The 20593-nt window shown below is 68.6% G+C and carries 32 protein-coding genes; 30 read left to right on the forward strand and 2 right to left on the reverse strand.

The features are described 5' to 3' along the window. Nucleotides 1-13: 13 nt before the first annotated feature. The 29 genes from rplV (at nucleotide 14) to ACFY1H_RS12530 (ending at nucleotide 16391) form a co-directional block, all read left to right on the forward strand. On the forward strand, nucleotides 14-433 hold the full coding sequence (rplV, locus tag ACFY1H_RS12390; RefSeq protein WP_220246082.1) for a 50S ribosomal protein L22: 420 nt from the start codon (nucleotides 14-16) through the stop codon (nucleotides 431-433). Beyond that, entirely contained in the window at nucleotides 433-1287 is an 855-nt protein-coding gene (rpsC, locus tag ACFY1H_RS12395; RefSeq protein WP_366575794.1) for a 30S ribosomal protein S3, read from the forward strand. Before rplV ends, rpsC begins: the two co-directional genes overlap by 1 nt. Nucleotides 1288-1290: 3 nt before the next feature. Next, nucleotides 1291-1710 carry a 50S ribosomal protein L16 gene (gene rplP / locus ACFY1H_RS12400; protein WP_091618501.1) on the forward strand — a complete coding sequence of 140 codons (420 nt, stop codon included), beginning with the start codon at nucleotides 1291-1293 and terminating at the stop codon, nucleotides 1708-1710. Then, nucleotides 1710-1955, forward strand: a complete 246-nt coding sequence (rpmC, locus tag ACFY1H_RS12405; RefSeq protein WP_220246084.1) for a 50S ribosomal protein L29 — start codon at nucleotides 1710-1712, stop codon at nucleotides 1953-1955. The genes rplP and rpmC overlap by 1 nt, the downstream gene beginning before the upstream one ends. Beyond that, nucleotides 1952-2236 carry a 30S ribosomal protein S17 gene (gene rpsQ / locus ACFY1H_RS12410; RefSeq protein ID WP_360597546.1) on the forward strand — a complete coding sequence of 95 codons (285 nt, stop codon included), beginning with the start codon at nucleotides 1952-1954 and terminating at the stop codon, nucleotides 2234-2236. Before rpmC ends, rpsQ begins: the two co-directional genes overlap by 4 nt. Before the next feature lie 84 nt (nucleotides 2237-2320). Beyond that, nucleotides 2321-2689: a 50S ribosomal protein L14 gene (gene rplN / locus ACFY1H_RS12415; protein WP_004558867.1), complete on the forward strand. Its 369-nt coding sequence runs from the start codon at nucleotides 2321-2323 to the stop codon at nucleotides 2687-2689. Next, nucleotides 2689-3003, forward strand: a complete 315-nt coding sequence (rplX, locus tag ACFY1H_RS12420) for a 50S ribosomal protein L24 (protein ID WP_204091700.1) — start codon at nucleotides 2689-2691, stop codon at nucleotides 3001-3003. Before rplN ends, rplX begins: the two co-directional genes overlap by 1 nt. A gap of 1 nt (nucleotide 3004) precedes the next feature. After that, a complete protein-coding gene (gene rplE, locus ACFY1H_RS12425; protein ID WP_360597545.1) occupies nucleotides 3005-3568 on the forward strand; it encodes a 50S ribosomal protein L5 in 564 nt (187 codons plus the stop codon). A gap of 4 nt (nucleotides 3569-3572) precedes the next feature. Next, nucleotides 3573-3758: a type Z 30S ribosomal protein S14 gene (locus ACFY1H_RS12430; RefSeq protein WP_326568105.1), complete on the forward strand. Its 186-nt coding sequence runs from the start codon at nucleotides 3573-3575 to the stop codon at nucleotides 3756-3758. 83 nt (nucleotides 3759-3841) lie between these two features. Then, complete coding sequence (gene rpsH / locus ACFY1H_RS12435) at nucleotides 3842-4240, forward strand: 30S ribosomal protein S8 (protein ID WP_220246088.1); 399 nt, start codon at nucleotides 3842-3844, stop codon at nucleotides 4238-4240. A gap of 16 nt (nucleotides 4241-4256) precedes the next feature. Next, entirely contained in the window at nucleotides 4257-4796 is a 540-nt protein-coding gene (gene rplF / locus ACFY1H_RS12440; RefSeq protein ID WP_366575792.1) for a 50S ribosomal protein L6, read from the forward strand. Continuing rightward, nucleotides 4793-5200 carry a 50S ribosomal protein L18 gene (gene rplR, locus ACFY1H_RS12445; RefSeq protein WP_364045225.1) on the forward strand — a complete coding sequence of 136 codons (408 nt, stop codon included), beginning with the start codon at nucleotides 4793-4795 and terminating at the stop codon, nucleotides 5198-5200. Before rplF ends, rplR begins: the two co-directional genes overlap by 4 nt. Nucleotides 5201-5231: 31 nt before the next feature. Continuing rightward, on the forward strand, nucleotides 5232-5876 hold the full coding sequence (gene rpsE, locus ACFY1H_RS12450) for a 30S ribosomal protein S5 (protein WP_004558874.1): 645 nt from the start codon (nucleotides 5232-5234) through the stop codon (nucleotides 5874-5876). 1 nt (nucleotide 5877) lies between these two features. After that, entirely contained in the window at nucleotides 5878-6063 is a 186-nt protein-coding gene (gene rpmD, locus ACFY1H_RS12455) for a 50S ribosomal protein L30 (protein WP_020643215.1), read from the forward strand. Then, a complete protein-coding gene (rplO, locus tag ACFY1H_RS12460) occupies nucleotides 6060-6506 on the forward strand; it encodes a 50S ribosomal protein L15 (RefSeq protein WP_386946381.1) in 447 nt (148 codons plus the stop codon). Before rpmD ends, rplO begins: the two co-directional genes overlap by 4 nt. A gap of 527 nt (nucleotides 6507-7033) precedes the next feature. Then, nucleotides 7034-8341 (forward strand): preprotein translocase subunit SecY, encoded by a 1308-nt coding sequence (secY, locus tag ACFY1H_RS12465; protein ID WP_360597836.1) that lies wholly within the window; start codon nucleotides 7034-7036, stop codon nucleotides 8339-8341. After that, nucleotides 8338-8892: an adenylate kinase gene (locus tag ACFY1H_RS12470; RefSeq protein WP_220246093.1), complete on the forward strand. Its 555-nt coding sequence runs from the start codon at nucleotides 8338-8340 to the stop codon at nucleotides 8890-8892. The genes secY and ACFY1H_RS12470 overlap by 4 nt, the downstream gene beginning before the upstream one ends. A 44-nt stretch (nucleotides 8893-8936) precedes the next feature. Further along, nucleotides 8937-9713, forward strand: a complete 777-nt coding sequence (gene map / locus ACFY1H_RS12475; protein WP_386946382.1) for a type I methionyl aminopeptidase — start codon at nucleotides 8937-8939, stop codon at nucleotides 9711-9713. Nucleotides 9714-10031: 318 nt separating this feature from the next. After that, nucleotides 10032-10253, forward strand: coding sequence for a translation initiation factor IF-1 (infA, locus tag ACFY1H_RS12480; RefSeq protein WP_004558881.1), 222 nt, complete (start codon nucleotides 10032-10034; stop codon nucleotides 10251-10253). 37 nt (nucleotides 10254-10290) lie between these two features. Continuing rightward, nucleotides 10291-10404, forward strand: coding sequence for a 50S ribosomal protein L36 (gene rpmJ / locus ACFY1H_RS12485; RefSeq protein WP_004558882.1), 114 nt, complete (start codon nucleotides 10291-10293; stop codon nucleotides 10402-10404). Nucleotides 10405-10608: 204 nt separating this feature from the next. Continuing rightward, nucleotides 10609-10989, forward strand: a complete 381-nt coding sequence (rpsM, locus tag ACFY1H_RS12490) for a 30S ribosomal protein S13 (RefSeq protein ID WP_204091690.1) — start codon at nucleotides 10609-10611, stop codon at nucleotides 10987-10989. Further along, nucleotides 10986-11171 (forward strand): hypothetical protein, encoded by a 186-nt coding sequence (locus ACFY1H_RS12495; protein ID WP_285970654.1) that lies wholly within the window; start codon nucleotides 10986-10988, stop codon nucleotides 11169-11171. Before rpsM ends, ACFY1H_RS12495 begins: the two co-directional genes overlap by 4 nt. Before the next feature lie 18 nt (nucleotides 11172-11189). Then, complete coding sequence (gene rpsK, locus ACFY1H_RS12500; RefSeq protein WP_004558885.1) at nucleotides 11190-11597, forward strand: 30S ribosomal protein S11; 408 nt, start codon at nucleotides 11190-11192, stop codon at nucleotides 11595-11597. Nucleotides 11598-11620: 23 nt separating this feature from the next. Beyond that, nucleotides 11621-12226, forward strand: coding sequence for a 30S ribosomal protein S4 (gene rpsD / locus ACFY1H_RS12505; protein ID WP_326568113.1), 606 nt, complete (start codon nucleotides 11621-11623; stop codon nucleotides 12224-12226). A 107-nt stretch (nucleotides 12227-12333) separates the two neighbouring features. Beyond that, nucleotides 12334-13407: a DNA-directed RNA polymerase subunit alpha gene (locus ACFY1H_RS12510; RefSeq protein ID WP_285970652.1), complete on the forward strand. Its 1074-nt coding sequence runs from the start codon at nucleotides 12334-12336 to the stop codon at nucleotides 13405-13407. 43 nt (nucleotides 13408-13450) lie between these two features. After that, nucleotides 13451-14026 carry a 50S ribosomal protein L17 gene (gene rplQ / locus ACFY1H_RS12515; protein WP_366575784.1) on the forward strand — a complete coding sequence of 192 codons (576 nt, stop codon included), beginning with the start codon at nucleotides 13451-13453 and terminating at the stop codon, nucleotides 14024-14026. A 73-nt stretch (nucleotides 14027-14099) separates the two neighbouring features. Continuing rightward, nucleotides 14100-14936, forward strand: a complete 837-nt coding sequence (gene truA / locus ACFY1H_RS12520) for a tRNA pseudouridine(38-40) synthase TruA (RefSeq protein WP_366575973.1) — start codon at nucleotides 14100-14102, stop codon at nucleotides 14934-14936. Nucleotides 14937-14947: 11 nt separating this feature from the next. Beyond that, entirely contained in the window at nucleotides 14948-15577 is a 630-nt protein-coding gene (locus tag ACFY1H_RS12525; RefSeq protein ID WP_366575782.1) for a class I SAM-dependent methyltransferase, read from the forward strand. Nucleotides 15578-15716: 139 nt separating this feature from the next. Beyond that, nucleotides 15717-16391, forward strand: coding sequence for an alpha/beta fold hydrolase (locus tag ACFY1H_RS12530; protein ID WP_386946386.1), 675 nt, complete (start codon nucleotides 15717-15719; stop codon nucleotides 16389-16391). 58 nt (nucleotides 16392-16449) lie between these two features. Here ACFY1H_RS12530 and ACFY1H_RS12535 read toward each other — a convergent pair whose 3' ends face one another. Both ACFY1H_RS12535 and eccE read right to left on the reverse strand, forming a co-directional pair. After that, nucleotides 16450-17169 carry a hypothetical protein gene (locus tag ACFY1H_RS12535; protein WP_326568117.1) on the reverse strand — a complete coding sequence of 240 codons (720 nt, stop codon included), beginning with the start codon at nucleotides 17167-17169 and terminating at the stop codon, nucleotides 16450-16452. Next, entirely contained in the window at nucleotides 17166-18350 is a 1185-nt protein-coding gene (eccE, locus tag ACFY1H_RS12540) for a type VII secretion protein EccE (protein ID WP_366575778.1), read from the reverse strand. The genes ACFY1H_RS12535 and eccE overlap by 4 nt, the downstream gene beginning before the upstream one ends. Nucleotides 18351-18941: 591 nt before the next feature. Between eccE and eccB the strand changes: the two genes are divergently transcribed. Next, entirely contained in the window at nucleotides 18942-20585 is a 1644-nt protein-coding gene (eccB, locus tag ACFY1H_RS12545; protein ID WP_386946388.1) for a type VII secretion protein EccB, read from the forward strand. Nucleotides 20586-20593 lie beyond the last annotated feature (8 nt).

Below are 20593 nucleotides of genomic sequence, written 5' to 3' on the forward strand. Positions count from 1 at the left end.
AAGGGAAGTAGCGATGAACGCCCAGAACGACGCGACGGTCGAGGCTCTGCCTACGGCTTACGCGCGGGCTCGCTTCGTCCGGGACTCGCCGACCAAGGTGCGCCGGGTGATCGAGCTCATCAAGGGACGTAGCGCCGCCGACGCCTTGGCCGTGCTCCGGTTCGCCCCGCAGGCGGCCAGCGAGCCGGTCGCGAAGGTGCTCGCCAGCGCCGTGGCCAACGCCGAGAACAACCTTCAGCTGGACCCGGAGACGCTCTGGGTCAAGAACGCGTACGCCGACGAGGGCCCGACCCTCAAGCGCATCCGCCCGCGGGCCCAGGGCCGCGCGTACCGGATCCGCAAGCGGACGAGCCACATCACCGTCGAGGTGGAGTCGCGTCCGAAGGCCGACGTGAAGAAGGCTCAGAGCAAGAAGAAGGCAGGTGGCCGGTAGTGGGCCAGAAGATCAACCCGCACGGCTTCCGCCTGGGTATCACCACGGACTGGAAGTCGCGCTGGTACGCCGACAAGCAGTACTCGGAGTACGTGGCCGAGGACGTGAAGATCCGCAAGCTGCTGTCCACGGGCATGGAGCGCGCCGGCATCTCCAAGGTCGAGATCGAGCGCACCCGTGACCGCGTCCGCGTCGACATCCACACCGCCCGGCCGGGCATCGTCATCGGCCGTCGCGGCGCGGAGGCCGACCGGATCCGTGGCGCGCTGGAGAAGCTGACCGCCAAGCAGGTCCAGCTGAACATCCTCGAGGTCAAGAACCCCGAGGCCGACGCGCAGCTCGTCGCGCAGGGTGTCGCGGAGCAGCTGAGCAACCGCGTGGCGTTCCGCCGCGCGATGCGCAAGGCGATCCAGACCTCCATGCGCTCGCCGCAGGTCAAGGGCATTCGCGTGCAGTGCGGCGGTCGTCTCGGCGGTGCCGAGATGTCCCGCTCCGAGCACTACCGCGACGGCCGGGTCCCGCTGCACACGCTGCGCGCCGACATCGACTACGGCTTCTTCGAGGCCAAGACGACGTTCGGTCGCATCGGCGTGAAGGTGTGGATCTACAAGGGTGAGCTGGTCGGTGGCCTCAAGGCCCGCGAGGCGCGCGACGCCGCCGCGGCTGCCGAGCGGGCCCCGCGCCGCGACCGTGGCGACCGTCCCTCCCGTCCGCGCCGCTCCGGCGCCTCGGGCACGACGGCCACCTCGACCGAAGCCGGCCGCGCCGCCGCCGCCGCGAAGACCGAAGACACGGCACCCGTGGCGACCGAAGCGGCCCCGGCTGCCGAGACCGCAGAAAAGACGGAGGGCTGAGACGTGCTCATCCCGCGCAGGGTCAAGCACCGGAAGCAGCACTCCCCGAAGCGCCACGGCGCCGCCAAGGGCGGTACGAAGGTCAGCTTCGGCGAGTTCGGCATCCAGGCGCTTGAGCACAGCTACGTGACGAACCGGCAGATCGAGTCCGCTCGTATCGCCATGACCCGTCACATCAAGCGTGGCGGCAAGGTGTGGACGACGATCTACCCGGACCGCCCGCTGACCAAGAAGCCGGCCGAAACCCGCATGGGTTCCGGTAAGGGTTCGCCCGAGTGGTGGATCGCCAACGTGAAGCCGGGTCGCGTGATGTTCGAGATCAGCTTCCCGAACGAGGAGACGGCCCGTGAGGCCCTCCGTCGCGCGATCCACAAGCTGCCCATGAAGTGCCGCATCGTGACCCGTGAAGGTGGTGAGTTCTGATGGCCAACGGCGCCGCCCAGGCATCGGAGCTTCGTGAGCTCACCGCGGAAGAGCTCGTGCTGCGTCTGAAGGAATACAAGGAGGAGCTCTTCAACCTCCGCTTCCAGATGGCGACCGGGCAGCTGGACAACAACCGTCGGCTGCGCACCGTCCGCACGGACATCGCGCGGATCTACACGGTCATGCGCGAGCGGGAGCTCGGGCTTTCCGTGGCCCCCGACAGCGAGAGTGAAGGTGCCGCATGAGCGAGCCCACCACCGAGACCGAGAAGGTCGTGCGCAACTACCGCAAGGTGCGCGAGGGCTACGTCGTCTCGGACAAGATGGACAAGACGATCGTGGTCGAGCTCGAAGACCGCAAGAAGCACCCGCGCTACTCGAAGGTTCTGCGCAGCACCACCAAGGTCAAGGTGCACGACGAGAACAACGAGGCGGGCGTGGGCGACCGGGTCACCCTGATGGAGACCCGGCCGCTGTCGGCGACGAAGCGCTGGCGCCTCGTGCAGGTCGTGGAGAAGGCCAAGTAAGCAGGGCTCTTCGGAGTCCTTGGTTCCGCAAGGCTCGCGTTGTGAGACAACACGCGAGAACCGGCGCGACATACAGGAGTTGACGTGATCCAGCAGGAGTCGCGGCTACGGGTTGCCGACAACACCGGTGCGAAGGAGATCCTTTGCATCCGGGTGCTCGGTGGTTCGGGGCGGCGCTACGCGGGTATCGGCGACATCATCGTCGCCACCGTGAAGGACGCCATCCCGGCTGCCGGGGTGAAGAAGGGCGACGTCGTCAAGGCCGTCATCGTCCGCACGGTGAAGGAACGCCGTCGTCCGGACGGTTCCTACATCCGCTTCGACGAGAACGCCGCTGTGCTCATCAAGAACGACAACGAGCCCCGTGGCACCCGCATCTTCGGCCCGGTGGGCCGCGAGCTGCGCGACCGAAAGTTCATGAAGATCATTTCGCTCGCGCCGGAGGTGCTGTGATGAAGGTGAAGAAGGGCGACACGGTCGTCGTCATCGCCGGCAAGGACAAGGGCGCCAAGGGCAAGGTCATCCAGGCCTACCCGGAGCGGGACCGCGTGCTGGTCGAAGGCGTGAACCGGATCAAGAAGCACACCCGGATCACCCAGACCCAGCGTGGTGCGCAGTCCGGTGGCATCGTGACCCAGGAAGCGCCCATCCACGTGTCGAACGTGATGGTCGTGGACTCGGACGGCAAGCCGACCCGCGTGGGCTACCGCATCGGCGAGGACGGCAAGAAGGTCCGGGTCTCGCGCCGGAACGGCAAGGACATCTGACATGACCACCGCAGAGAAGATCGTGCCGCGTCTGAAGACCCGGTACCGCGACGAGATCAAGGGCGAGCTCCAGAAGGAGTTCTCCATCCCCAACGTGCACCAGATTCCCGGCGTCGTGAAGGTCGTCGTGAACATGGGTGTGGGTGACGCGGCCCGCGACAGCAAGCTCATCGAGGGTGCTGTCCGCGACCTGTCGCTGATCACCGGCCAGAAGCCGGAAGTCCGGAAGGCCCGCAAGTCCATCGCGCAGTTCAAGCTGCGCGAGGGCCAGCCGATCGGTGCGCGCGTGACGCTGCGCGGCGACCGGATGTGGGAGTTCCTGGACCGGCTGCTCACCATCGCGCTGCCCCGTATCCGCGACTTCCGCGGCCTGTCGGGCAAGCAGTTCGACGGCAACGGCAACTACACGTTCGGTCTCAACGAGCAGTCGATGTTCCACGAGATCAACCCCGACGACATCGACCGTCCGCGCGGTATGGACGTCACCGTCGTCACGACCGCCACCACCGACGACGAGGGCCGGGCGCTGCTGCGCAAGCTCGGTTTCCCGTTCAAGGAGAACTGAGCCGATGGCCAAGAAAGCGCTGGTCCACAAGGCCGCCAAGAAGCCGAAGTTCGCCGTGCGGGGTTACACCCGCTGCAACCGTTGTGGTCGGCCGCACTCGGTGTACCGCAAGTTCGGGCTCTGCCGGATCTGCCTCCGGGAGATGGCGCACGCGGGCGAGCTGCCCGGCGTCCACAAGTCCAGCTGGTAAGAGGCTCGAAACTATTTCCCAGTTCGCCACAGGCCCCGCCCTCACACGGCGGGGAACCAGGCGAGAAAGGTTGACAGGTCACCATGACGATGACCGACCCCATCGCAGACTTCTTGACGCGTCTGCGTAACGCGAACTCGGCGTACCACGACGAGGTCGTGCTTCCCCACTCGAAGATCAAGGCGAACATCGCCGAGATCCTCAAGCGCGAGGGCTACATCGCGGGCTACCGCGACGAGCCGGGCGAGAAGCACAAGAACCTGATCGTGGAGCTGAAGTACGGCCCCAACCGTGAGCGCAGCATCGCCGGCCTCCGGCGCGTGTCGAAGCCGGGTCTGCGGGTGTACGCAAAATCGACCGAACTGCCGTCCGTGCTGGGTGGCCTCGGCGTCGCGATCATCTCGACGTCCGGCGGCCTGCAGACCGACCGTCAGGCCAAGCGCAACAACGTGGGCGGCGAAGTCCTCGCCTACGTCTGGTAAGGAAGGGGGCACAGACATGTCACGCATCGGAAAGCTGCCGGTCGCCGTCCCCTCCGGGGTCGAGGTGACCATCAACGGTCAGCACATTCAGGTCAAGGGTCCCAAGGGCACCCTCGAGCACACCGTCGCCGAGCCCATCACCGTCGAGCGCGGTGAAGACGGCGCGCTGCAGGTGAAGCGCCCGGACGACGAGCGCACCTCCAAGGCGCTGCACGGTCTCACCCGCACGCTGGTGAACAACCTCGTCGTCGGTGTCACCACCGGCTACGAGAAGAAGATGGAAATCCACGGCGTCGGTTACCGCGTGCAGGCCAAGGGCTCGGACCTCGAGTTCGCCCTCGGCTACAGCCACCCGGTGAAGATCGAGGCGCCGGAGGGCATCACCTTCAAGGTGGAGACCCCCACCCGGTTCTCGGTGTCCGGCATCGACAAGCAGAAGGTCGGCCAGATCGCCGCGGTCATCCGCAAGCTGCGCCGTCCCGACCCGTACAAGGGCAAGGGCCTGCGCTACGAGGGTGAGAAGATCCGCCGCAAGGTCGGAAAGACGGGTAAGTGATCATGAGCGACACGACTACGACGAAGCGCAAGCCGGTCGGCAAGGACATCTCGACCCGCCGCCGCGTCGCGAAGGCCCGTCGGCACTTCCGCCTGCGCAAGAAGGTCAGCGGCACGCCGGTTCGTCCGCGGCTGGTCGTCAAGCGTTCCTCGCGGCACATCGCCGTGCAGGTGATCGACGACCTCGCCGGCCACACCCTGGCGTCGGCGTCCACCCTCGAGGCGGACGTCCGCGCGGCCGACGGCGACAAGAAGGCCAAGGCCGCGAAGGTCGGCGAACTCGTCGCCTCGCGCGCCAAGGCGGCCGGGATCTCGGCTGTGGTGTTCGACCGTGGCGGCAACGCCTACCACGGCCGCATCGCCGCGCTGGCCGACGCCGCCCGTGAGGCGGGGTTGGAATTCTGATGCAGATGCTCGTCAATGGAAGGAAAGCCTGATGCCGGGACGTACGCGGCAATTCGGCGGCGGCCAGGGCGGACCGGGCGGTCAGGGCGGCAACGACCGCGGTGACCGTCGCGACCGCCGGGACCGGCGCGACAGCGGCCGTGGCGGGGCGGCCCAGGACAAGACCCCGCACCTCGAGAAGGTCGTGACGATCAACCGCGTCGCGAAGGTCGTCAAGGGTGGTCGTCGCTTCAGCTTCACCGCCCTCGTCGTCGTCGGCGACGGTGACGGCCAGGTCGGCGTCGGCTACGGCAAGGCCAAGGAAGTTCCCGCGGCCATCGCCAAGGGCGTCGAGGAAGCGAAGAAGAACTTCTTCCGCGTGCCTCGCGTCGGTGGCACCATTCCCCACCCGATCCAGGGTGAGGAAGCCGCCGGTGTCGTGCTGCTGCGTCCGGCTTCGGCCGGTACCGGTGTCATCGCCGGTGGCCCGGTGCGCGCGGTGCTGGAGTGCGCGGGTGTCCACGACGTGCTGTCGAAGTCGCTCGGCTCCGACAACGCGATCAACATCGTGCACGCGACCGTCGCGGCCCTGAAGGGTCTGCAGCGTCCCGAAGAGGTCGCGGCCCGCCGCGGTCTCCCGCTCGAGGACGTCGCTCCGGCCCGGATGCTGCGCCAGCGCGCGGGCCAGGGGGTCTGACATGACTCAGCTCAAGGTCACCCAGGTCAAGAGCAAGATCGGCACGAAGCACGCTCACCGCGAGTCGCTGCGCACCCTCGGGCTGCGCAAGATCCGCCAGAGCGTCGTGCGTGAAGACACCCCCCAGGTGCGCGGCCTGATCCACACCGTCCGCCACCTGGTGGAGGTCGAGGAGGTCCAGGCATGACGGCCATCAAGATCCACCACCTGCGTCCGGCTCCGGGCGCCAAGCGCGACAAGATCCGCGTGGGCCGTGGTGAAGGTTCCAAGGGCAAGACGGCCGGCCGCGGTACGAAGGGCACCAAGGCCCGCAAGAACGTGCCCGCCGGCTTCGAGGGTGGGCAGATGCCCATCCACATGCGGCTGCCGAAGCTGCGTGGCTTCAAGAACCGCTTCCGCACCGAGTACCAGCCGGTGAACGTGGGCGACATCGCCCGCGTGTTCCCGGACGGCGGCAAGATCGGCGTCGAGGAGCTCGTCGCGGGCGGTCTCGTCCGCAAGGGCAGCCTCGTGAAGGTCCTCGGCAACGGCGACGTCAACGGCGTGAAGCTGGACATCACCGCGGACGGTTTCTCCGGCTCTGCCAAGGAGAAGCTCGAAGCTGCCGGTGGTTCCGCCACCGCCAACTGAGGCACCTGAAGCACTGATACCCGACTCGGGCCCATCCAGCGCACCGCTGGGTGGGCCCGAGTCGTTGTGTGGGCTCTTCCACAGGCGCGTTCGCGGCCGTCGCGGGGAGCGGGCCCGACGGGTCCGCTCAGGGCCACTGAGGACGTTCGCGGCCGGCCGAGCGGCAGTCGGTGCCCGCGGCCCGATCCGTTGTGCGCCAACGAAGCAACCCGGCCCGGCCCCGCGCGTCCACCGTGTAGCGGCCACCGGCACACGACTGAAGACCGGGGCCGAACAGGTGATCATTTCGCCTGCGAACGGTCCAACCTGCGGCATCGCCCCAGGCGTCTCGAAGCCGGCTGAGACGGAAAACGCACACGCGCTGCGGACACGCCCTGTGAAGCTGTTAGAGTCGGCCACACGCTTCGGGACCAGTGTGCCCTGAGGCGTTCCTGGCTTGCCTGCCAGTGAGCTGTGTTCCCGCCGGTCTCGTGCCGGCCAAGCCGATCGTCGGTAGGACAGCCGACGACGCCGAGGAGGTCCCCCGCGTGCTCAGCGCCTTCCGCTCGGCTCTCGCGACGCCGGATCTACGCAAGAAGATCCTGTTCACGCTAGCCATCGTCGCGGTCTACCGGATCGGTGCCGCCATCCCGGCCCCGGGGATCTCGTTCTCCGCCGTGCAGGCCTGTAGCTCTCAGGCCGACCAGCAGGGCGTCTACCAGCTGCTGAACCTGTTCAGCGGTGGTGCGCTGCTCCAGCTGTCGCTGTTCTCGACCGGCATCATGCCGTACATCACGGCGAGCATCATCATCCAGCTGCTGACCGTGGTGATCCCGCGGTTCGAGGAGCTGAAGAAGGAAGGCCAGGCCGGCCAGAACAAGCTCACGCAGTACACCCGGTACCTCACGATCGCCCTGGCGATCCTGCAGGCCACCGGCGTTGTCGCGCTGGCCGACCGCGGCACCCTGTTCCAGGGCTGCCAGCAGCAGATCATCCCGGACAACAGCGTCTACTCGCTGGCGCTGATCGTCTGCACCATGACCGCGGGCACCGCCGTCATGATGTGGCTGGGCGAGCTCATCACCGAGCGCGGCGTCGGCAACGGCATGTCGGTCCTGATCTTCCTGAACATCGCGGCCCGCATCCCCACCGAGGGCGCCAACATCATGAGCAACGGCGGCGCGGTCGCCCTGGTCATGATCTGCGTGTTCGGCTTGGTGATCATCGCGAGCGTCATCTTCGTGGAGCAGGGGCAGCGCCGGATCCCGGTGCAGTACGCCAAGCGCATGATCGGCCGCCGGATGTACGGCGGCACGTCGACGTACCTGCCGATCAAGGTGAACCAGGCCGGTGTCATCCCGGTCATCTTCGCGTCGTCGCTGCTGTACCTGCCGCAGCTGCTCAGCCAGCTCATCGGCGACCCGAACAGCAACTCCGGCTGGCAGGCCTTCATCCAGAACTACCTGGTCAACCAGAGCAGCTGGGTGCACATCCTGCTGTACTTCGCGTTGATCATCTTCTTCACGTACTTCTACATCACGATCACGTTCAACGTCGACGAGCGTGCGGACGAGATGAAGAAGTTCGGTGGCTTCATCCCGGGTATCCGCCCGGGCCGTCCCACCGCCGAATACCTGAGCTACGTCCTCGGCCGGATCACCCTGCCGGGCTCGCTGTACCTGGGCATCATCGCGATCCTCCCGAACTTCTTCCTGTCCCTCACCGGCAGCGGGAACAACCAGAACTTCCCGTTCGGTGGCACGGCTGTGCTGATCATGGTGGGTGTCGGCCTCGACACCGTGAAGCAGATCGAAAGCCAGCTGATGCAGCGCAACTACGAAGGGTTCTTGAAGTGACGCGAGTGGTTCTCGTCGGCCCGCCCGGCGCGGGTAAAGGTACGCAGGCGGTGGCCCTGTCGGAGCAGCTGCGGGTTCCGCACATCTCGACCGGTGACCTGTTCCGCGCCCACGTCGGCCAGGAGACGCCGCTCGGCCAGGAGGCCAAGCGCTACCTCGACTCGGGTGAGCTCGTCCCCGACTCGGTGACCAACGAGATGGTCCGCGAACGGCTCGCCGAGCCCGACGCGAAGGCCGGCTTCCTGCTCGACGGTTTCCCCCGCAACACGAAGCAGGCCGAGGTCCTCGGCGAGATGCTGAAGGAATCCGACTGCGCGCTCGAGTCGGTGATCCAGCTGCAGGTGCCCGAGGACGTGGTCGTGTCCCGGCTGATGGCCCGTGGCCGCGCCGACGACACCGAAGAGGTCATCCGCCGCCGCCAGCAGATCTACTGGTCCGAGACGGCCCCGCTGCTGGAGTACTACGCCGACATCCTGGTGGCTGTCGACGGCGTGGGCGACGTGCAGGAGATCTCAGACCGCGTGCTGAAAGCGCTGCGCGACCGCACGTGAATCTCGGAGGGTTGCGTGTTCTGCAAGTGCTCCGCCGTGGGCGCATGATCGAGGTCAAGACGCCGGGCGAGCTGCAGGCGATGCGGGCGGCAGGGCTGGTCGTCGCGAAGACCCTGGCCGCCGTGCGCGAGCGTGCGCAGGTGGGGGTCAGCACCGCCGAGCTCGACGAGCTGGCCGAGCAGACGATCCGCGACGCGGGGGCCGTGCCGTCCTTCAAGGGCTACCACGGTTTCCCCGCGTCGATCTGCGCGTCGGTGAACGAGCAGATCGTCCACGGCATCCCGTCGAGCCGGCAGGTGCTGGCCGACGGTGACCTGATCTCGGTCGACTGCGGCGCCATCCTCGACGGCTGGCACGGCGACTCCGCCGTGACGCTCGCGATCGGCGCCGTCAGCGAGAAGGACCTCGCGCTGTCCGCCGCCACGGAGAAGTCCATGTGGGCCGGCATCGAGGCCGTGCACGCGGGCGGCCGGCTCACTGACATCTCGTTCGCCGTGCAGACCGCGGCCGAGAAGGCGGGCCGCGACAACGGCGTCGAGTACGGGATGATCCTCGAGTACGGCGGCCACGGCATCGGCCGCCAGATGCACATGGACCCGTTCCTGCCGAACGTCGGCAAGCCCGGCAAGGGCCCGCGGCTCAAGGTCGGCATGGCGCTCGCGATCGAGCCCATGCTCACCGGGGGCGGCGGCGAGACGGTGGAGCTCGAGGACGGCTGGACCGTGGTCACGGCCGACGGCTCCCGCGCCTCGCACTGGGAGCACACCGTCGCCATCACCGAGGACGGTCCCTGGGTGCTCACCGCGCCCGAAGAGGACTGATACGGCGTTCACCCTGCCGGCAAAGTTCACCTGACCAGGCGATTCTCGCAGGTCGGCTCGTTTTCAGGCATACTGGAACCCTGGCGCCCTACCGTCGGCTTGTAGCACAGTTACCCCCCGTTTGGGGGTCGCGACACGAGTTGCGTACACTGTCAAGTCGGCGTACTCATCGCGCCGGTTCCTGCGCGCTCGTGAACTCTCGCGAACACTCGGAGTCGGGGTGGAGTGTGCCGGAGCAGCACCCCAGTAAGCAAGGGACTCGAGCTCAAACCGATCACGCTGTGTGCATCAAGCGTGCATTCAGGGATTGCGGAGGACATGGCTAAGAAAGACGGGGCCATCGAGGTCGAAGGCCGCGTGGTCGAGCCGCTCCCCAACGCGATGTTCCGCGTCGAGTTGGAGAACGGCCACAAAGTTCTTGCCCACATCAGCGGCAAGATGCGGCAGCACTACATCCGCATCCTGCCCGAGGACAGGGTCGTCGTGGAGCTTTCGCCCTACGACTTGTCTCGTGGTCGCATCGTCTACCGCTACAAGTGATCACGAAGAGCTGAGAAGAAGCAGGAGAGTCGGAGACGTGAAGGTCCAGCCGAGCGTCAAGAAGATCTGCGACAAGTGCAAGGTGATCCGCCGCCACGGCCGGATCATGGTGATCTGCGAGAACCTGCGTCACAAGCAGCGTCAGGGCTGAGCACCGCACTCCAGCAGAGCGGATTGACGGCTACACACCCTCCCCGCACCTGCCGGGCCGCGTGAGCGGTCCGGTTCACCCCCGGACTTCAGGCCGGGGCCGGGACACCCGCAGCGCAAGCCGCGGGCACGACAGGCGAGTCGGTTCCGGAACCGGACGGGGAGAAGACCTGAAGATGAAATCGAAGAAGGAGCTACAGCGCCCATGGCACGACTCGCTGGCGTAGACCTCCCCCGCGAAAAGCGGTTGGAGATCGCGCTGACCTACATCTACGGCATCGGCCGTACCCGCTCGAAGCAGATGATCGCTGCTGCCGAGCTCAACGCGGACACCCGCGTGAAGGACCTCAGCGATGAGGACCTCATCAAGCTTCGTGACTACATCGACGAGAACTTCAAGGTCGAGGGTGACCTGCGTCGCGAGGTGAACGCCGACATCCGTCGCAAGATCGAGATCGGCACCTACCAGGGCCTGCGCTGGCGTCGTGGTCTGCCCGTCCGCGGTCAGCGGACCAAGACCAACGCCCGCACCCGCAAGGGTCCGAAGAAGACGGTCGCCGGCAAGAAGAAGGCTGGCAAGAAGTGAGCGTCAAGGGCAAGAAGGTCGTGCAGATGGGCGGCGGGAACCGTCGCGGCACGGCTTGTGTCTCGCCCAAGGCGCTCTACGCCCGCCCGATGGCGCTGCGGAACCTGTACACCGACGCCGGATCGATCATCCGACGCGGTCAGGCCGAAGCGGTTGCCGCTCACCAAGAGAACGCGCGCTAACAGGAGAACCCTCAGAACATGCCACCGAAGTCTCGTACTGCGGCGGGGGCCAAGAAGGTCCGCCGCAAGGAAAAGAAGAACGTCGCGCACGGTCACGCGCACATCAAGAGCACGTTCAACAACACCATCGTCTCGATCACGGACCCCACGGGCGCCGTGATCGCGTGGGCGTCGAGTGGTCACGTGGGCTTCAAGGGCTCGCGTAAGTCCACCCCGTTCGCCGCGCAGATGGCCGCCGAGAACGCGGCCCGCAAGGCTGCCGAGCACGGCATGAAGAAGGTCGACGTCTTCGTGAAGGGCCCGGGTTCGGGCCGCGAGACGGCGATCCGCTCGCTGCAGGCCGCCGGTCTCGAGGTCGGCACCATCCAGGACGTGACCCCGCAGCCTCACAACGGCTGCCGCCCGCCCAAGCGGCGCCGGGTCTGAGGAACGGGGAGGAGTAAGAAGAAATGGCTCGTTACACCGGCCCCGCGACGCGTATTTCGCGTCGCCTCAAGGTTGACCTCATCGGCGGCGACCAGGCTTTCGAGCGTCGCCCCTACCCGCCAGGCCAGCACGGCCGCGGGCGCATCAAGGAGTCCGAGTACCTCCTGCAGTCGCAGGAGAAGCAGAAGGCTCGCTACACCTACGGCGTTCTCGAGCGCCAGTTCGTCCGGTACTACAAGGAAGCCGTTCGGCGTCCGGGCAAGACCGGTGAGAACCTGCTGCAGATCCTCGAGTCCCGGCTGGACAACGTGATCTACCGCGCCGGCATCGCCCGCACGCGCCGCCAGGCGCGCCAGCTGGTGAGCCACGGCCACTTCCTGGTCAACGGCGTCAAGGTCAACGTCCCGTCCTTCCAGGTCTCCAAGTGGGACATCATCGACGTGCGGCCGAAGTCGTTCTCGATGCTGCCCTTCGTGGTGGCGAAGGAGTCCTTCGGCGAGCGCCCCATCCCGGCGTGGCTGCAGGTCGTCCAGTCCAACCTCCGCGTGCTGGTCCACCAGCTGCCGGAGCGTGCGCAGATCGACGTTCCGGTTCAGGAACAGCTGATCGTCGAGCTCTACTCGAAGTAACCCAGCTTCCGGGCTGAGTTACGGGCGGCGGCGCAACAGGTGCGCCGCCGCCGCGCCATCCCTTCGACGTCATATGGCGGGCGTCGTCTGGAAAGGAACCAGAAGAAATGCTGATTTCCCAGCGGCCGGCTCTCGGCGAAGAGACGGTCAACGAGACCCGCTCCCGGTTCACCATCGAACCGCTGGAGCCCGGCTTCGGCTACACGCTCGGCAACTCGCTGCGGCGCACGCTGCTGTCGTCCATTCCGGGCGCGGCCGTGACGAGCATCCGCATCGACGGCGTGCTGCACGAGTTCACCACCGTTCCCGGGGTGAAGGAAGACGTCACCGACATCATCCTGAACCTCAAGGAGCTCGTGGTGTCCTCGGAAGAGGACGAGCCGGTCACCATGTACCTGCGCAAGCAGGGCCCCGGTGAGGTCACGGCAGCCGACATCGTGCCCCCGGCCGGCGTCACCGTGCACAACCCGGACCTCCACATCGCGGCCCTGAACGGCAAGGGCAAGCTTGAGATCGAGCTCGTCGTCGAGCGCGGCCGCGGTTACGTTCCGGCCCTGCAGAACAAGCAGGCCGGCGCCGAGATCGGCCGTATCCCGGTCGACTCGATCTACTCGCCGGTGCTGAAGGTGACGTACAAGGTCGAGGCCACTCGTGTCGAGCAGCGCACCGATTTCGACAAGCTGATCCTGGACGTCGAGACCAAGCCGTCGATCACGCCGCGCGACGCGGTCGCGTCGGCGGGCAAGACGCTGGTGGAGCTGTTCGGTCTCGCTCGCGAGCTGAACGTCGACGCCGAGGGCATCGAGATCGGCCCGTCGCCGCAGGAAGCGGACACCATCGCTGCCTACGCGATGCCGATCGAGGACCTGGACCTCACCGTCCGGTCGTACAACTGCCTCAAGCGCGAAGGCATCCACACGGTGGGCGAGCTCGTCTCGCGCAGCGAGGCGGACCTGCTCGACATCCGCAACTTCGGTGCGAAGTCGATCGACGAGGTCAAGCTGAAGCTGGTCGGTCTCGGCCTGGCGCTCAAGGACAGCCCGCCCGGGTTCGACCCGACCGCGGCTGCCTCGAGCTACGACGGTGAGGGCTGGTCGGGCAGCGTGGCCGGCATCGGCGGCGGGATTTCGGACGAGGGCCACGACGATGGCCAGGACTACGCAGAGACGGAGCAGCTGTAAGGCCGCGTAGGCCTGGAGCTGTGCAGCTGAACTAGGAGAACCAATGCCCACCCCTACCAAGGGAGCCCGGCTCGGCGGGTCGTCCGCGCACGAGCGGCTGATCCTGGCCAACCTGGCCACGCAGCTGTTCGAGCACGGCAAGATCACCACGACCGAGGCGAAGGCCCGCCGGGTGCGCCCGCTGGCCGAGAAGCTGATCACCAAGGCGAAGCGGGGCGACCTGCACAACCGTCGCCAGGTGCAGAAGGTCGTGCGTGACAAGGACGTCGTGCACAAGCTCTTCGCCGAGATCGGTCCGCACTTCGCGGAGCGCGCCGGCGGTTACACCCGCATCACCAAGACGATGCCGCGCAAGGGCGACAACGCCGCCATGGCCGTCATCGAACTGGTCGCGGAGAAGACCGTGACGTCGGAAGCCGAGCGGGCTCGCAAGACGAAGTTCGCGAAGGACGAGAAGCCGGCCGAGACCGCCGTGGTCGAGGAGACCACTGCTGACGAAGCCGTCGCCGAGGCTCCGGCCGAGGAGACCACCGAGGCCGCGGCTTCGGAGGAGGCTGCTTCGGAAGAGGCCGCCGCCGACGAGGCTGCCGCTGACGACGCGGACGCCAAGAAGGACTGAAGTCCTGACAGCACAGTCGACACCGGACGAGCCCGCCACTCCCTCCGGGGAGGGCGGGCTCGTTCGTCTGCGCCTGGACGTTTCCTACGACGGCACGGACTTCTCGGGCTGGGCCCGTCAGCCCGGCCGACGCACCGTGCAGGCCGAGCTGGAAGCGGCCCTGCAGCGCCAGCCTCCGGGCGCGTCCGTGCCCAAGTCGGTGGTCGTGGCGGGCCGCACGGACGCCGGCGTGCACGCGACGGGTCAGGTCGTGCACGTCGACGTCGTCCCGCTGGAGCCGAATGCTCCCGGCCGCGTGCCGGTTGACGCGCACGGCATCCCGGACCTGGCGCGCATGACGGGCCGCTGGAACAAGCTGATGCCCGCCGACGTGCGGGTGCTCGGCGCCCGCGTCGCCCCGGCGGGCTTCGACGCCCGCTTCTCGGCCATCCGCCGCCACTACCGCTACCGCGTCTCGGATGCGCCGTGGGGCGTCGACCCGTTGCGCCGCAACGACACCCTCGCCTGGGGCCGTCCACTGTCGACGGACGCCATGAACGAGGCCGCCGCGGACCTGCTGGGTCTGCAGGACTTCGCCGCGTACTGCAAGCAGCGCGAGGGCGGGACCACGATCCGCGAGCTGCAGCAGCTGGAGTGGACCCGGCTCGACGAGCACCTGCTGGAAGTCCGCGTCTCAGCCGACGCCTTCTGCCACTCCATGGTCCGCAGCCTCGTCGGCGTGCTGCTGATGGTCGGCGACGGCCGCCGCCCCCGTTCCTGGCCCGCCGAGGTGCTCTCCAGCGGCACGCGGGACAGCGCCGTCGCCCCGGCCCACGGCCTCACGCTCACCGCCGTGGACTACCCGCCGGACGCGGAACTCGCCGCGCGTGCCGAGCAGACGCGCAACGTCCGCTCCGCCGAGGACCTGTAGCTTCTCTCCTCATGGGGGAGCACCAGGATCAGACCAGGGCGGCCTACGACGGCGTCGTCGAGCTGTACGCGTCGCTCTTCGCCGATCGGACGCTGGAGACGATGCCGTTCACGCGAACCATGGTCCGCACCTTCGCCGAACTGGTTGCCGCGACGGAGAATTCGCAGGTGGCCGACATCGGCTGCGGCCCCGGACACATCACCGCGTTTCTCGCCGACCAGGGGCTGGCCGCCCGCGGCCTCGACCTTTCGCCGGGCATGGTCGAACACGCCCGCAAGTCCTTCCCGGCGCTGCGTTTCGACGAGGCCCGCACGGAAGCCCTGCCGCTCGACGACGGCTCCCTCGGCGGCGTGGTCGCCCACTACTCCCTGATCCACACCTCGCCGGCCGAAGTGCCCGCGCTCCTGGCCGAGCTCACCCGCGTCCTGGCGCCCGGCGGTCTGGCGCTCGTCTCGTTCTTCGCGACCGACGCTCCGGAGCCGGTCCGCTTCGACCACAAAGTGGCGCCCGCCTACAGCTGGCCGGTGGACCACTTCGCCGAGCTGCTCACCAGCGCCGGCCTCACGGAGTCCGCCCGCCTCGTCCACGACCCGCAATCCGAGCGCGGCTTCCTCGACGCGCACCTGCTGGCGCACCGCTAGCGCACTCGCGGCCTGCCGGAGCCGGATACCGAGCTTGGCGGCGAACGGGCATCAAGAGGCGGCTTATCGGTGGTGAGCCACGCCGTGGGGGTGATGACCTGGTGGGGTTCCCCATCGCGAGCCCAGAAGGAGATCTGCCATGGCGACGTTCGTCCTCGTGCCCGGTGCGTGGCACGGTTCCTGGACGTTCGAGTCGGTCGTCCCGCTGCTGGAACGGGCCGGGCACACCGTCCACGCCCTGACCCTGACGGGATTGCGGCCCGACGATGACGCCGCGACGGTTGCGAGCGCCAACCTCGACACTCACGCCGAGGACGTCGTGAGCCTCCTGGACCGCGCCCGGATCACCGACGCGACGCTGGTCGGCCACAGCTACGGCGGGATGGTGATCTCCGCCGCTGCCGACCGCGCGGGCGGGCGTGTCTCCCGGCTGGTTCATCTCGACGCCTACGTTCCGCGCGACGGCGAGTCGTGCTGGTCGTTGACCACCGAGGGCTACCGGCAGTCGTTCGTGGCCGGTGCGGCTGACACGGGCCACGCCGTCCGTCCGCCGTTCCGCGCCCCGCACGGCGGCGATCCCCGTCGCCGTCCCCACCCCCTCGCCTCCCTCGTGCAGACGATCCGGCTCACCGGCGCCGTCGACCGGGTGCCCCGGCACGATTTCGTCTACTGCTCCGGCTGGGAAGACCGCACCCCCTTCGCCGGACTCCGCGCCCGGCTCGAAGCCGATCCGGGCTGGCACGTCCACGACCTCCCCACCGCCCACAACGCGATGCGGGAAGCCCCGAGTGCCGTCGCCGAACTCCTGATCTGAACACAGCGAAGGCCTCCTCGAACCCGTCGAGGAGGCCTTCACCCAAGCGAAAACCGGCTCAGTCGCCCCGGCGCACCGGGCCGAGCAGCTGCTGCTCCTTCTGCGTCGTCACCAGGCGCAGCGGACGCCACAGGTTGCGGCCCAGCGCCACGACCTGGTCGTCCTTCAGCGTGGTCAGCTGGCGCATCATCTGGGGCGGCAGGCGCCAGATGCGGGCCGCCAGCTCGGCCTGGCCGGCGGGCAGGCGCTGCATCAGCACGAGATCCGCGGCGTTGGCCGTCGCGCCGGCCTGCGGGTGCAGGTACGGCAGGACGTAGACCGTGGTCTGCCACGGGGAGCGCGGCGGGAAGAGGTCCTGCGGGGTCGGGCCGCCGTCGGTGACCACGAGCAGGGGCGCGTCCTCGGACGGGCGCGGCAGCTCGACCGGCGACAGGCGACGGATCTGCACCAGCGGCGAGGGCCGGCCGTCGCGGTTGCCGGCGGCCTGGGAGAGCACCTGCCAGGCCGCGGGGCGCCCGGTTGCGACAACCACCCACGCACCCACCGCCATCGCGCGCAGCGCCACCTGACGGGCCAGGTACAGCCCGCCCACGAGGACGATGCGCGTCGGCGCGGAGCGCAGGGCGGAGATGGTGAGCGGTTCGCCCTTCAGGCCCGAGCCGAGGACGATGCCGCCGCGGTCGCCCGAGGGGCTGATGGCGTCGAGCATCGCGGGGTCGACGGTGAACTCCGGGGCCACGCCGGGGTTCTGCCCGGCGTCGCGAAGGCGGGTGCTCATGCCGTACCTCCGATCGGCAGGGTGGCGGCGAACGCGGAGATCTGCAGACCCCGCAACGGCGTCAGGTCGACGTCGAGCCGCTCCGAAACGGACTTGAGCCGCTGGTCGGCGGCTTCGAGCTCACGCGGGTTGCGTGCGCTCACGCGCACCACGCCGCGCAGGCCGATGCGGCCCTCGTCCGCGGCGGGGGAAATCGACATGGCGACCGTGGCCGACAGCGCGCGCACGCTCGTGAGCGCGTCGAGGCTGCCGGTGATCTTTCCCTTGGGCCAGCTCGTGATCGCGTAGCTGGAGTGCCCGATGCCGGCCGCCGTGACGCCCGTCCAGCTCTCCTGCAGCGTGACCTTCGTCGACGAGCCCGCCACGGCCGTGAGCTCCGCGGCGGAGATGCTGGCGCGCAGCAGCTCGTCCGGGTCCAGCGGCCGCGTCGGCACGCCCTGCGACTCCAGCGCGTTGCGCACGCGCGACAGCGCACCGATCAGCGCGCGGTGGGCGCCGACGACGCCGCCACCGCGTTCCCGGATCGCTTCCGGGCAGCGGCGCGGGTCGAGGCGGATCGCGATCCACGTGGTGCGCCGGGCCGCTGCGGGCAGCGGGCCGAGCACCTCCATGTACGAGCTGAGCGCCGGCGAGTCCGACGGCAGCGCCGCGGAACCCGGGTAGCTGTGCCAGATCATCTGGATCGAGTCGAGCACCACACCGCGGTCCTCGAGGCACGGCGCGAGCGCCGACAGCGGCAGGCTGGGCGCACCGCCGGCCTGGGTGATCAGCGCGGGCGTCGGCTCCACGAGGAGCACCGCCGTCCACGTGCCGTCGTTCCAGGCGAGGCCGACCTGCTGGCGCTCGTGGTCGACGCCGTGCGCCACCACGAGGTCCGGCACGGCCAGGCGCAGCAGGTTCACGCGCGCGTCGTCCGGGCCCGTCACGGTGGTGTTCTCGGCGGCCAGCTCTTCGAGGCTGCTGGGCGGCGGCGGGGTCGCGATGCGGTCGTGCGAACGGAAGCGGTAGCGCAACGTGAGGCCGAGCCACTGGGTGAACCAGCGCCCGCCCCAGCGCAGGAACGCGAAGATGAGGAACACGGCCGCGACGCCGATGGCGATGTACTTCAGCTGGTCGGTGTTGATGGCGAGCAGCACGAGTCCGATCGCGACACCCACCTCGAGGAGCACGAGGTTCGACACGGGAAGGGGGCCGAGGTTGATGCCGCCGGAACGCTGACGCGAAGGCGGGGCCAGACGCGTCGCGATCGCGGTGCCACCGCCCTGCGGCGAGCCACCGGGACCGTCAGGACCGGGACCGCCGGAACCGCCGCCAGGTCCACCGGGCCCGCCAGGTCCCCCCGGACCTCCAGGGCCGCCGGGTCCACCCGGACCGCCGGGTCCACCCGGGCCGCCGCCACGGGGGCCGGGCCCGCCGGGTCCGCTGGGTCCACCGGGACCGCCCGGGCCTCCGGGGCCACGCGGGACTCCGCCGGGGCCGCCAGGACCGCCCGGCACGCCACCAGGTCCACCCGGTCCGCCTGCTCTGCCCGGCCGCTGCGGCGGGCCCGGAGGACGTCCTCCGGGCGGCGGTGGCCCGGGGGGCCCTGGCGGACGTGGAGGCGTGGTGACGGACATCCGCGCGTTCTCTTCCCCTCGTGAGTGCTACGTTCCCGGAAAGCCGGTCCCGAGGTGTCCGACCCTAGCTTGAGTTGGTAGAAACCCCACACCAGACGGTCCCCGTACGGCTATCCTGCGGAACCGTACCGCGACGGGGAGGACTGTAGGTCGAGAATGCCATCAACACCCACGACTAAGTCACAGGTTCAGGCCTACAAGTTCGTCATGCGCCGGATGCAGTCGGCGCTCGTCCGCCGCGACGCGGTGATGCTCCACGACCCGATGCGCACGCACTCGCGGGCGACCGTCGTCGGGGTGATCCTCGGTGTGCTCGGTGCGGTCGTTTTCGTGTTGATCGCCCTGCTCAGCCCCGCTCCGTCGGTACCCGCGTCGGGCGGCATCGTGATCGGTGAGCAGTCCGGCACCGTTTACGTGGTCACGGGCAATCCGCAGAAACTGATTCCTACGTTCAACCTCGCTTCCGCGCGCCTGATCCTTCTTGCGCAGACGCAGCAGCAAGGACAAGGCGCACAAGGCGGAGCGCAGCCTCCGGCGAATGCCGCGCCGGCCGCGGCGGTCAATCCGACCGTCGTCTCCGATGAACAGCTCAAGAATATTCCGCGCGAGAAGCTGACCGGCATTCCCGATGGGCCACAACTTCTGCCCGATATCGCCCAGCGCATTTCCCCCAACTGGGCGGTCTGCGATCAGGTGGCGCTCGACACGCGGCTGCCGCAACCCGACAGCGTGAATCGCACCGACACGACCGTGATCGGTGGCGTCGCGAACGTCGGCACGGAACTCGCCCGGGGCCAGGCGCTGCTCGGTCGCGCGGACGACGGCAAGACCTACCTGATCTACCGCCTGCAGGCCACGCAGGCCCGGCCCGACGCCAACACCGTGCGCGCCGAGGTCGACCTCGGCGACAACGACCCGGTGCGGGCGGCGCTGCAGCTGCCGGCCAAGGCGCGCAAGGCTTCCCAGGCGTTCCTCAACGCGATCCCCGACGTCGGCAAGCTGGTGCCGCCGGTCGTCCCGGGTGCCGGTGAGACGCCGCCGCAGGACTTCGACGGCCTCACCGTCGGCGACGTGTTCTCCACGAGCCCGTCCGGTGCGCCGACGGAGTTCTGGCTGATCACCCAGGACGGCATCCAGAAGGTCTCGTCCGCGGTCGCCGACATCGTGCGCGTGGCGAAGAACGGCGGCGGGAGCAAGATCACCGACCTCGGCCTGGAGAAGATCAACAACGTCCGCCGGCTGCAGCCCACCGACCCCGGGTTCGTGAAGGTCGAGAACTACCCCGAACAGACCCCGGTCGTGCTCGACGCCACGCAGGGCTCGCCGGTGGCGTGCCTCGGCTGGTCGCTCGACAGCAACCGGAAGGCCGCCCACACCTCGGTGTACGTGAGCAAGGGCCTGCCGGCCGAGACGACGAACGCCGACGGCTCGAGCAAGGTCCAGAGCATCAGCAACACCGGTCCGAACGGCCTGCCGATCACCGGGTTCTACATGCCGCCGGGCTTCGGCGCCGTGGTGCAATCGGCCACCGAGTCGAGCGCGACGTTCTTCAAGGGCCCGATCCAGCTGATCAGCGACCGCGGCCTCCGCTACGGCGTGCCGGACCAGGCGACGGCCGGCGCGCTCGGCCTGACCGAGGCGCTGCCCGCGCCGGAGTCGATCATCGGCCTGCTGCCCACGGGTTCGTCGCTGAACACGCAGAACGTGATGAAGCAGTTCGACTCCGTGCCGATCGACCCGAACGCCGGTTCGTTCTCCTCGCCGACCAACCAGCAGGCCGGGCAGCCGGCGGGGAACTGAAGCGGGTT

It is taken from the genome of Amycolatopsis sp. NPDC001319 (genome assembly GCF_042896185.1).
Classification (GTDB): domain Bacteria; phylum Actinomycetota; class Actinomycetes; order Mycobacteriales; family Pseudonocardiaceae; genus Amycolatopsis.

Coding starts and splice junctions, on each gene's coding strand:
- ACFY1H_RS12510 (WP_285970652.1), top strand. CDS start 12,334: ATGCTGATTTCCCAGCGGCCGGCTCTCGGCGAAGAGACGGTCAACGAG.
- rplO (WP_386946381.1), top strand. CDS start 6,060: ATGACGGCCATCAAGATCCACCACCTGCGTCCGGCTCCGGGCGCCAAG.
- rpsE (WP_004558874.1), top strand. CDS start 5,232: ATGCCGGGACGTACGCGGCAATTCGGCGGCGGCCAGGGCGGACCGGGC.
- infA (WP_004558881.1), top strand. CDS start 10,032: ATGGCTAAGAAAGACGGGGCCATCGAGGTCGAAGGCCGCGTGGTCGAG.
- rplX (WP_204091700.1), top strand. CDS start 2,689: ATGAAGGTGAAGAAGGGCGACACGGTCGTCGTCATCGCCGGCAAGGAC.
- rplV (WP_220246082.1), top strand. CDS start 14: ATGAACGCCCAGAACGACGCGACGGTCGAGGCTCTGCCTACGGCTTAC.
- ACFY1H_RS12430 (WP_326568105.1), top strand. CDS start 3,573: ATGGCCAAGAAAGCGCTGGTCCACAAGGCCGCCAAGAAGCCGAAGTTC.
- rpmC (WP_220246084.1), top strand. CDS start 1,710: ATGGCCAACGGCGCCGCCCAGGCATCGGAGCTTCGTGAGCTCACCGCG.
- rpsM (WP_204091690.1), top strand. CDS start 10,609: ATGGCACGACTCGCTGGCGTAGACCTCCCCCGCGAAAAGCGGTTGGAG.
- rpmD (WP_020643215.1), top strand. CDS start 5,878: ATGACTCAGCTCAAGGTCACCCAGGTCAAGAGCAAGATCGGCACGAAG.
- rplF (WP_366575792.1), top strand. CDS start 4,257: ATGTCACGCATCGGAAAGCTGCCGGTCGCCGTCCCCTCCGGGGTCGAG.
- ACFY1H_RS12525 (WP_366575782.1), top strand. CDS start 14,948: ATGGGGGAGCACCAGGATCAGACCAGGGCGGCCTACGACGGCGTCGTC.
- map (WP_386946382.1), top strand. CDS start 8,937: ATGATCGAGGTCAAGACGCCGGGCGAGCTGCAGGCGATGCGGGCGGCA.
- rpsQ (WP_360597546.1), top strand. CDS start 1,952: ATGAGCGAGCCCACCACCGAGACCGAGAAGGTCGTGCGCAACTACCGC.
- ACFY1H_RS12535 (WP_326568117.1), bottom strand. CDS start 17,169: ATGAGCACCCGCCTTCGCGACGCCGGGCAGAACCCCGGCGTGGCCCCG.
- rpsD (WP_326568113.1), top strand. CDS start 11,621: ATGGCTCGTTACACCGGCCCCGCGACGCGTATTTCGCGTCGCCTCAAG.
- rplE (WP_360597545.1), top strand. CDS start 3,005: ATGACCACCGCAGAGAAGATCGTGCCGCGTCTGAAGACCCGGTACCGC.
- rpsK (WP_004558885.1), top strand. CDS start 11,190: ATGCCACCGAAGTCTCGTACTGCGGCGGGGGCCAAGAAGGTCCGCCGC.
- eccB (WP_386946388.1), top strand. CDS start 18,942: ATGCCATCAACACCCACGACTAAGTCACAGGTTCAGGCCTACAAGTTC.
- rpsH (WP_220246088.1), top strand. CDS start 3,842: ATGACGATGACCGACCCCATCGCAGACTTCTTGACGCGTCTGCGTAAC.
- ACFY1H_RS12530 (WP_386946386.1), top strand. CDS start 15,717: ATGGCGACGTTCGTCCTCGTGCCCGGTGCGTGGCACGGTTCCTGGACG.
- rplQ (WP_366575784.1), top strand. CDS start 13,451: ATGCCCACCCCTACCAAGGGAGCCCGGCTCGGCGGGTCGTCCGCGCAC.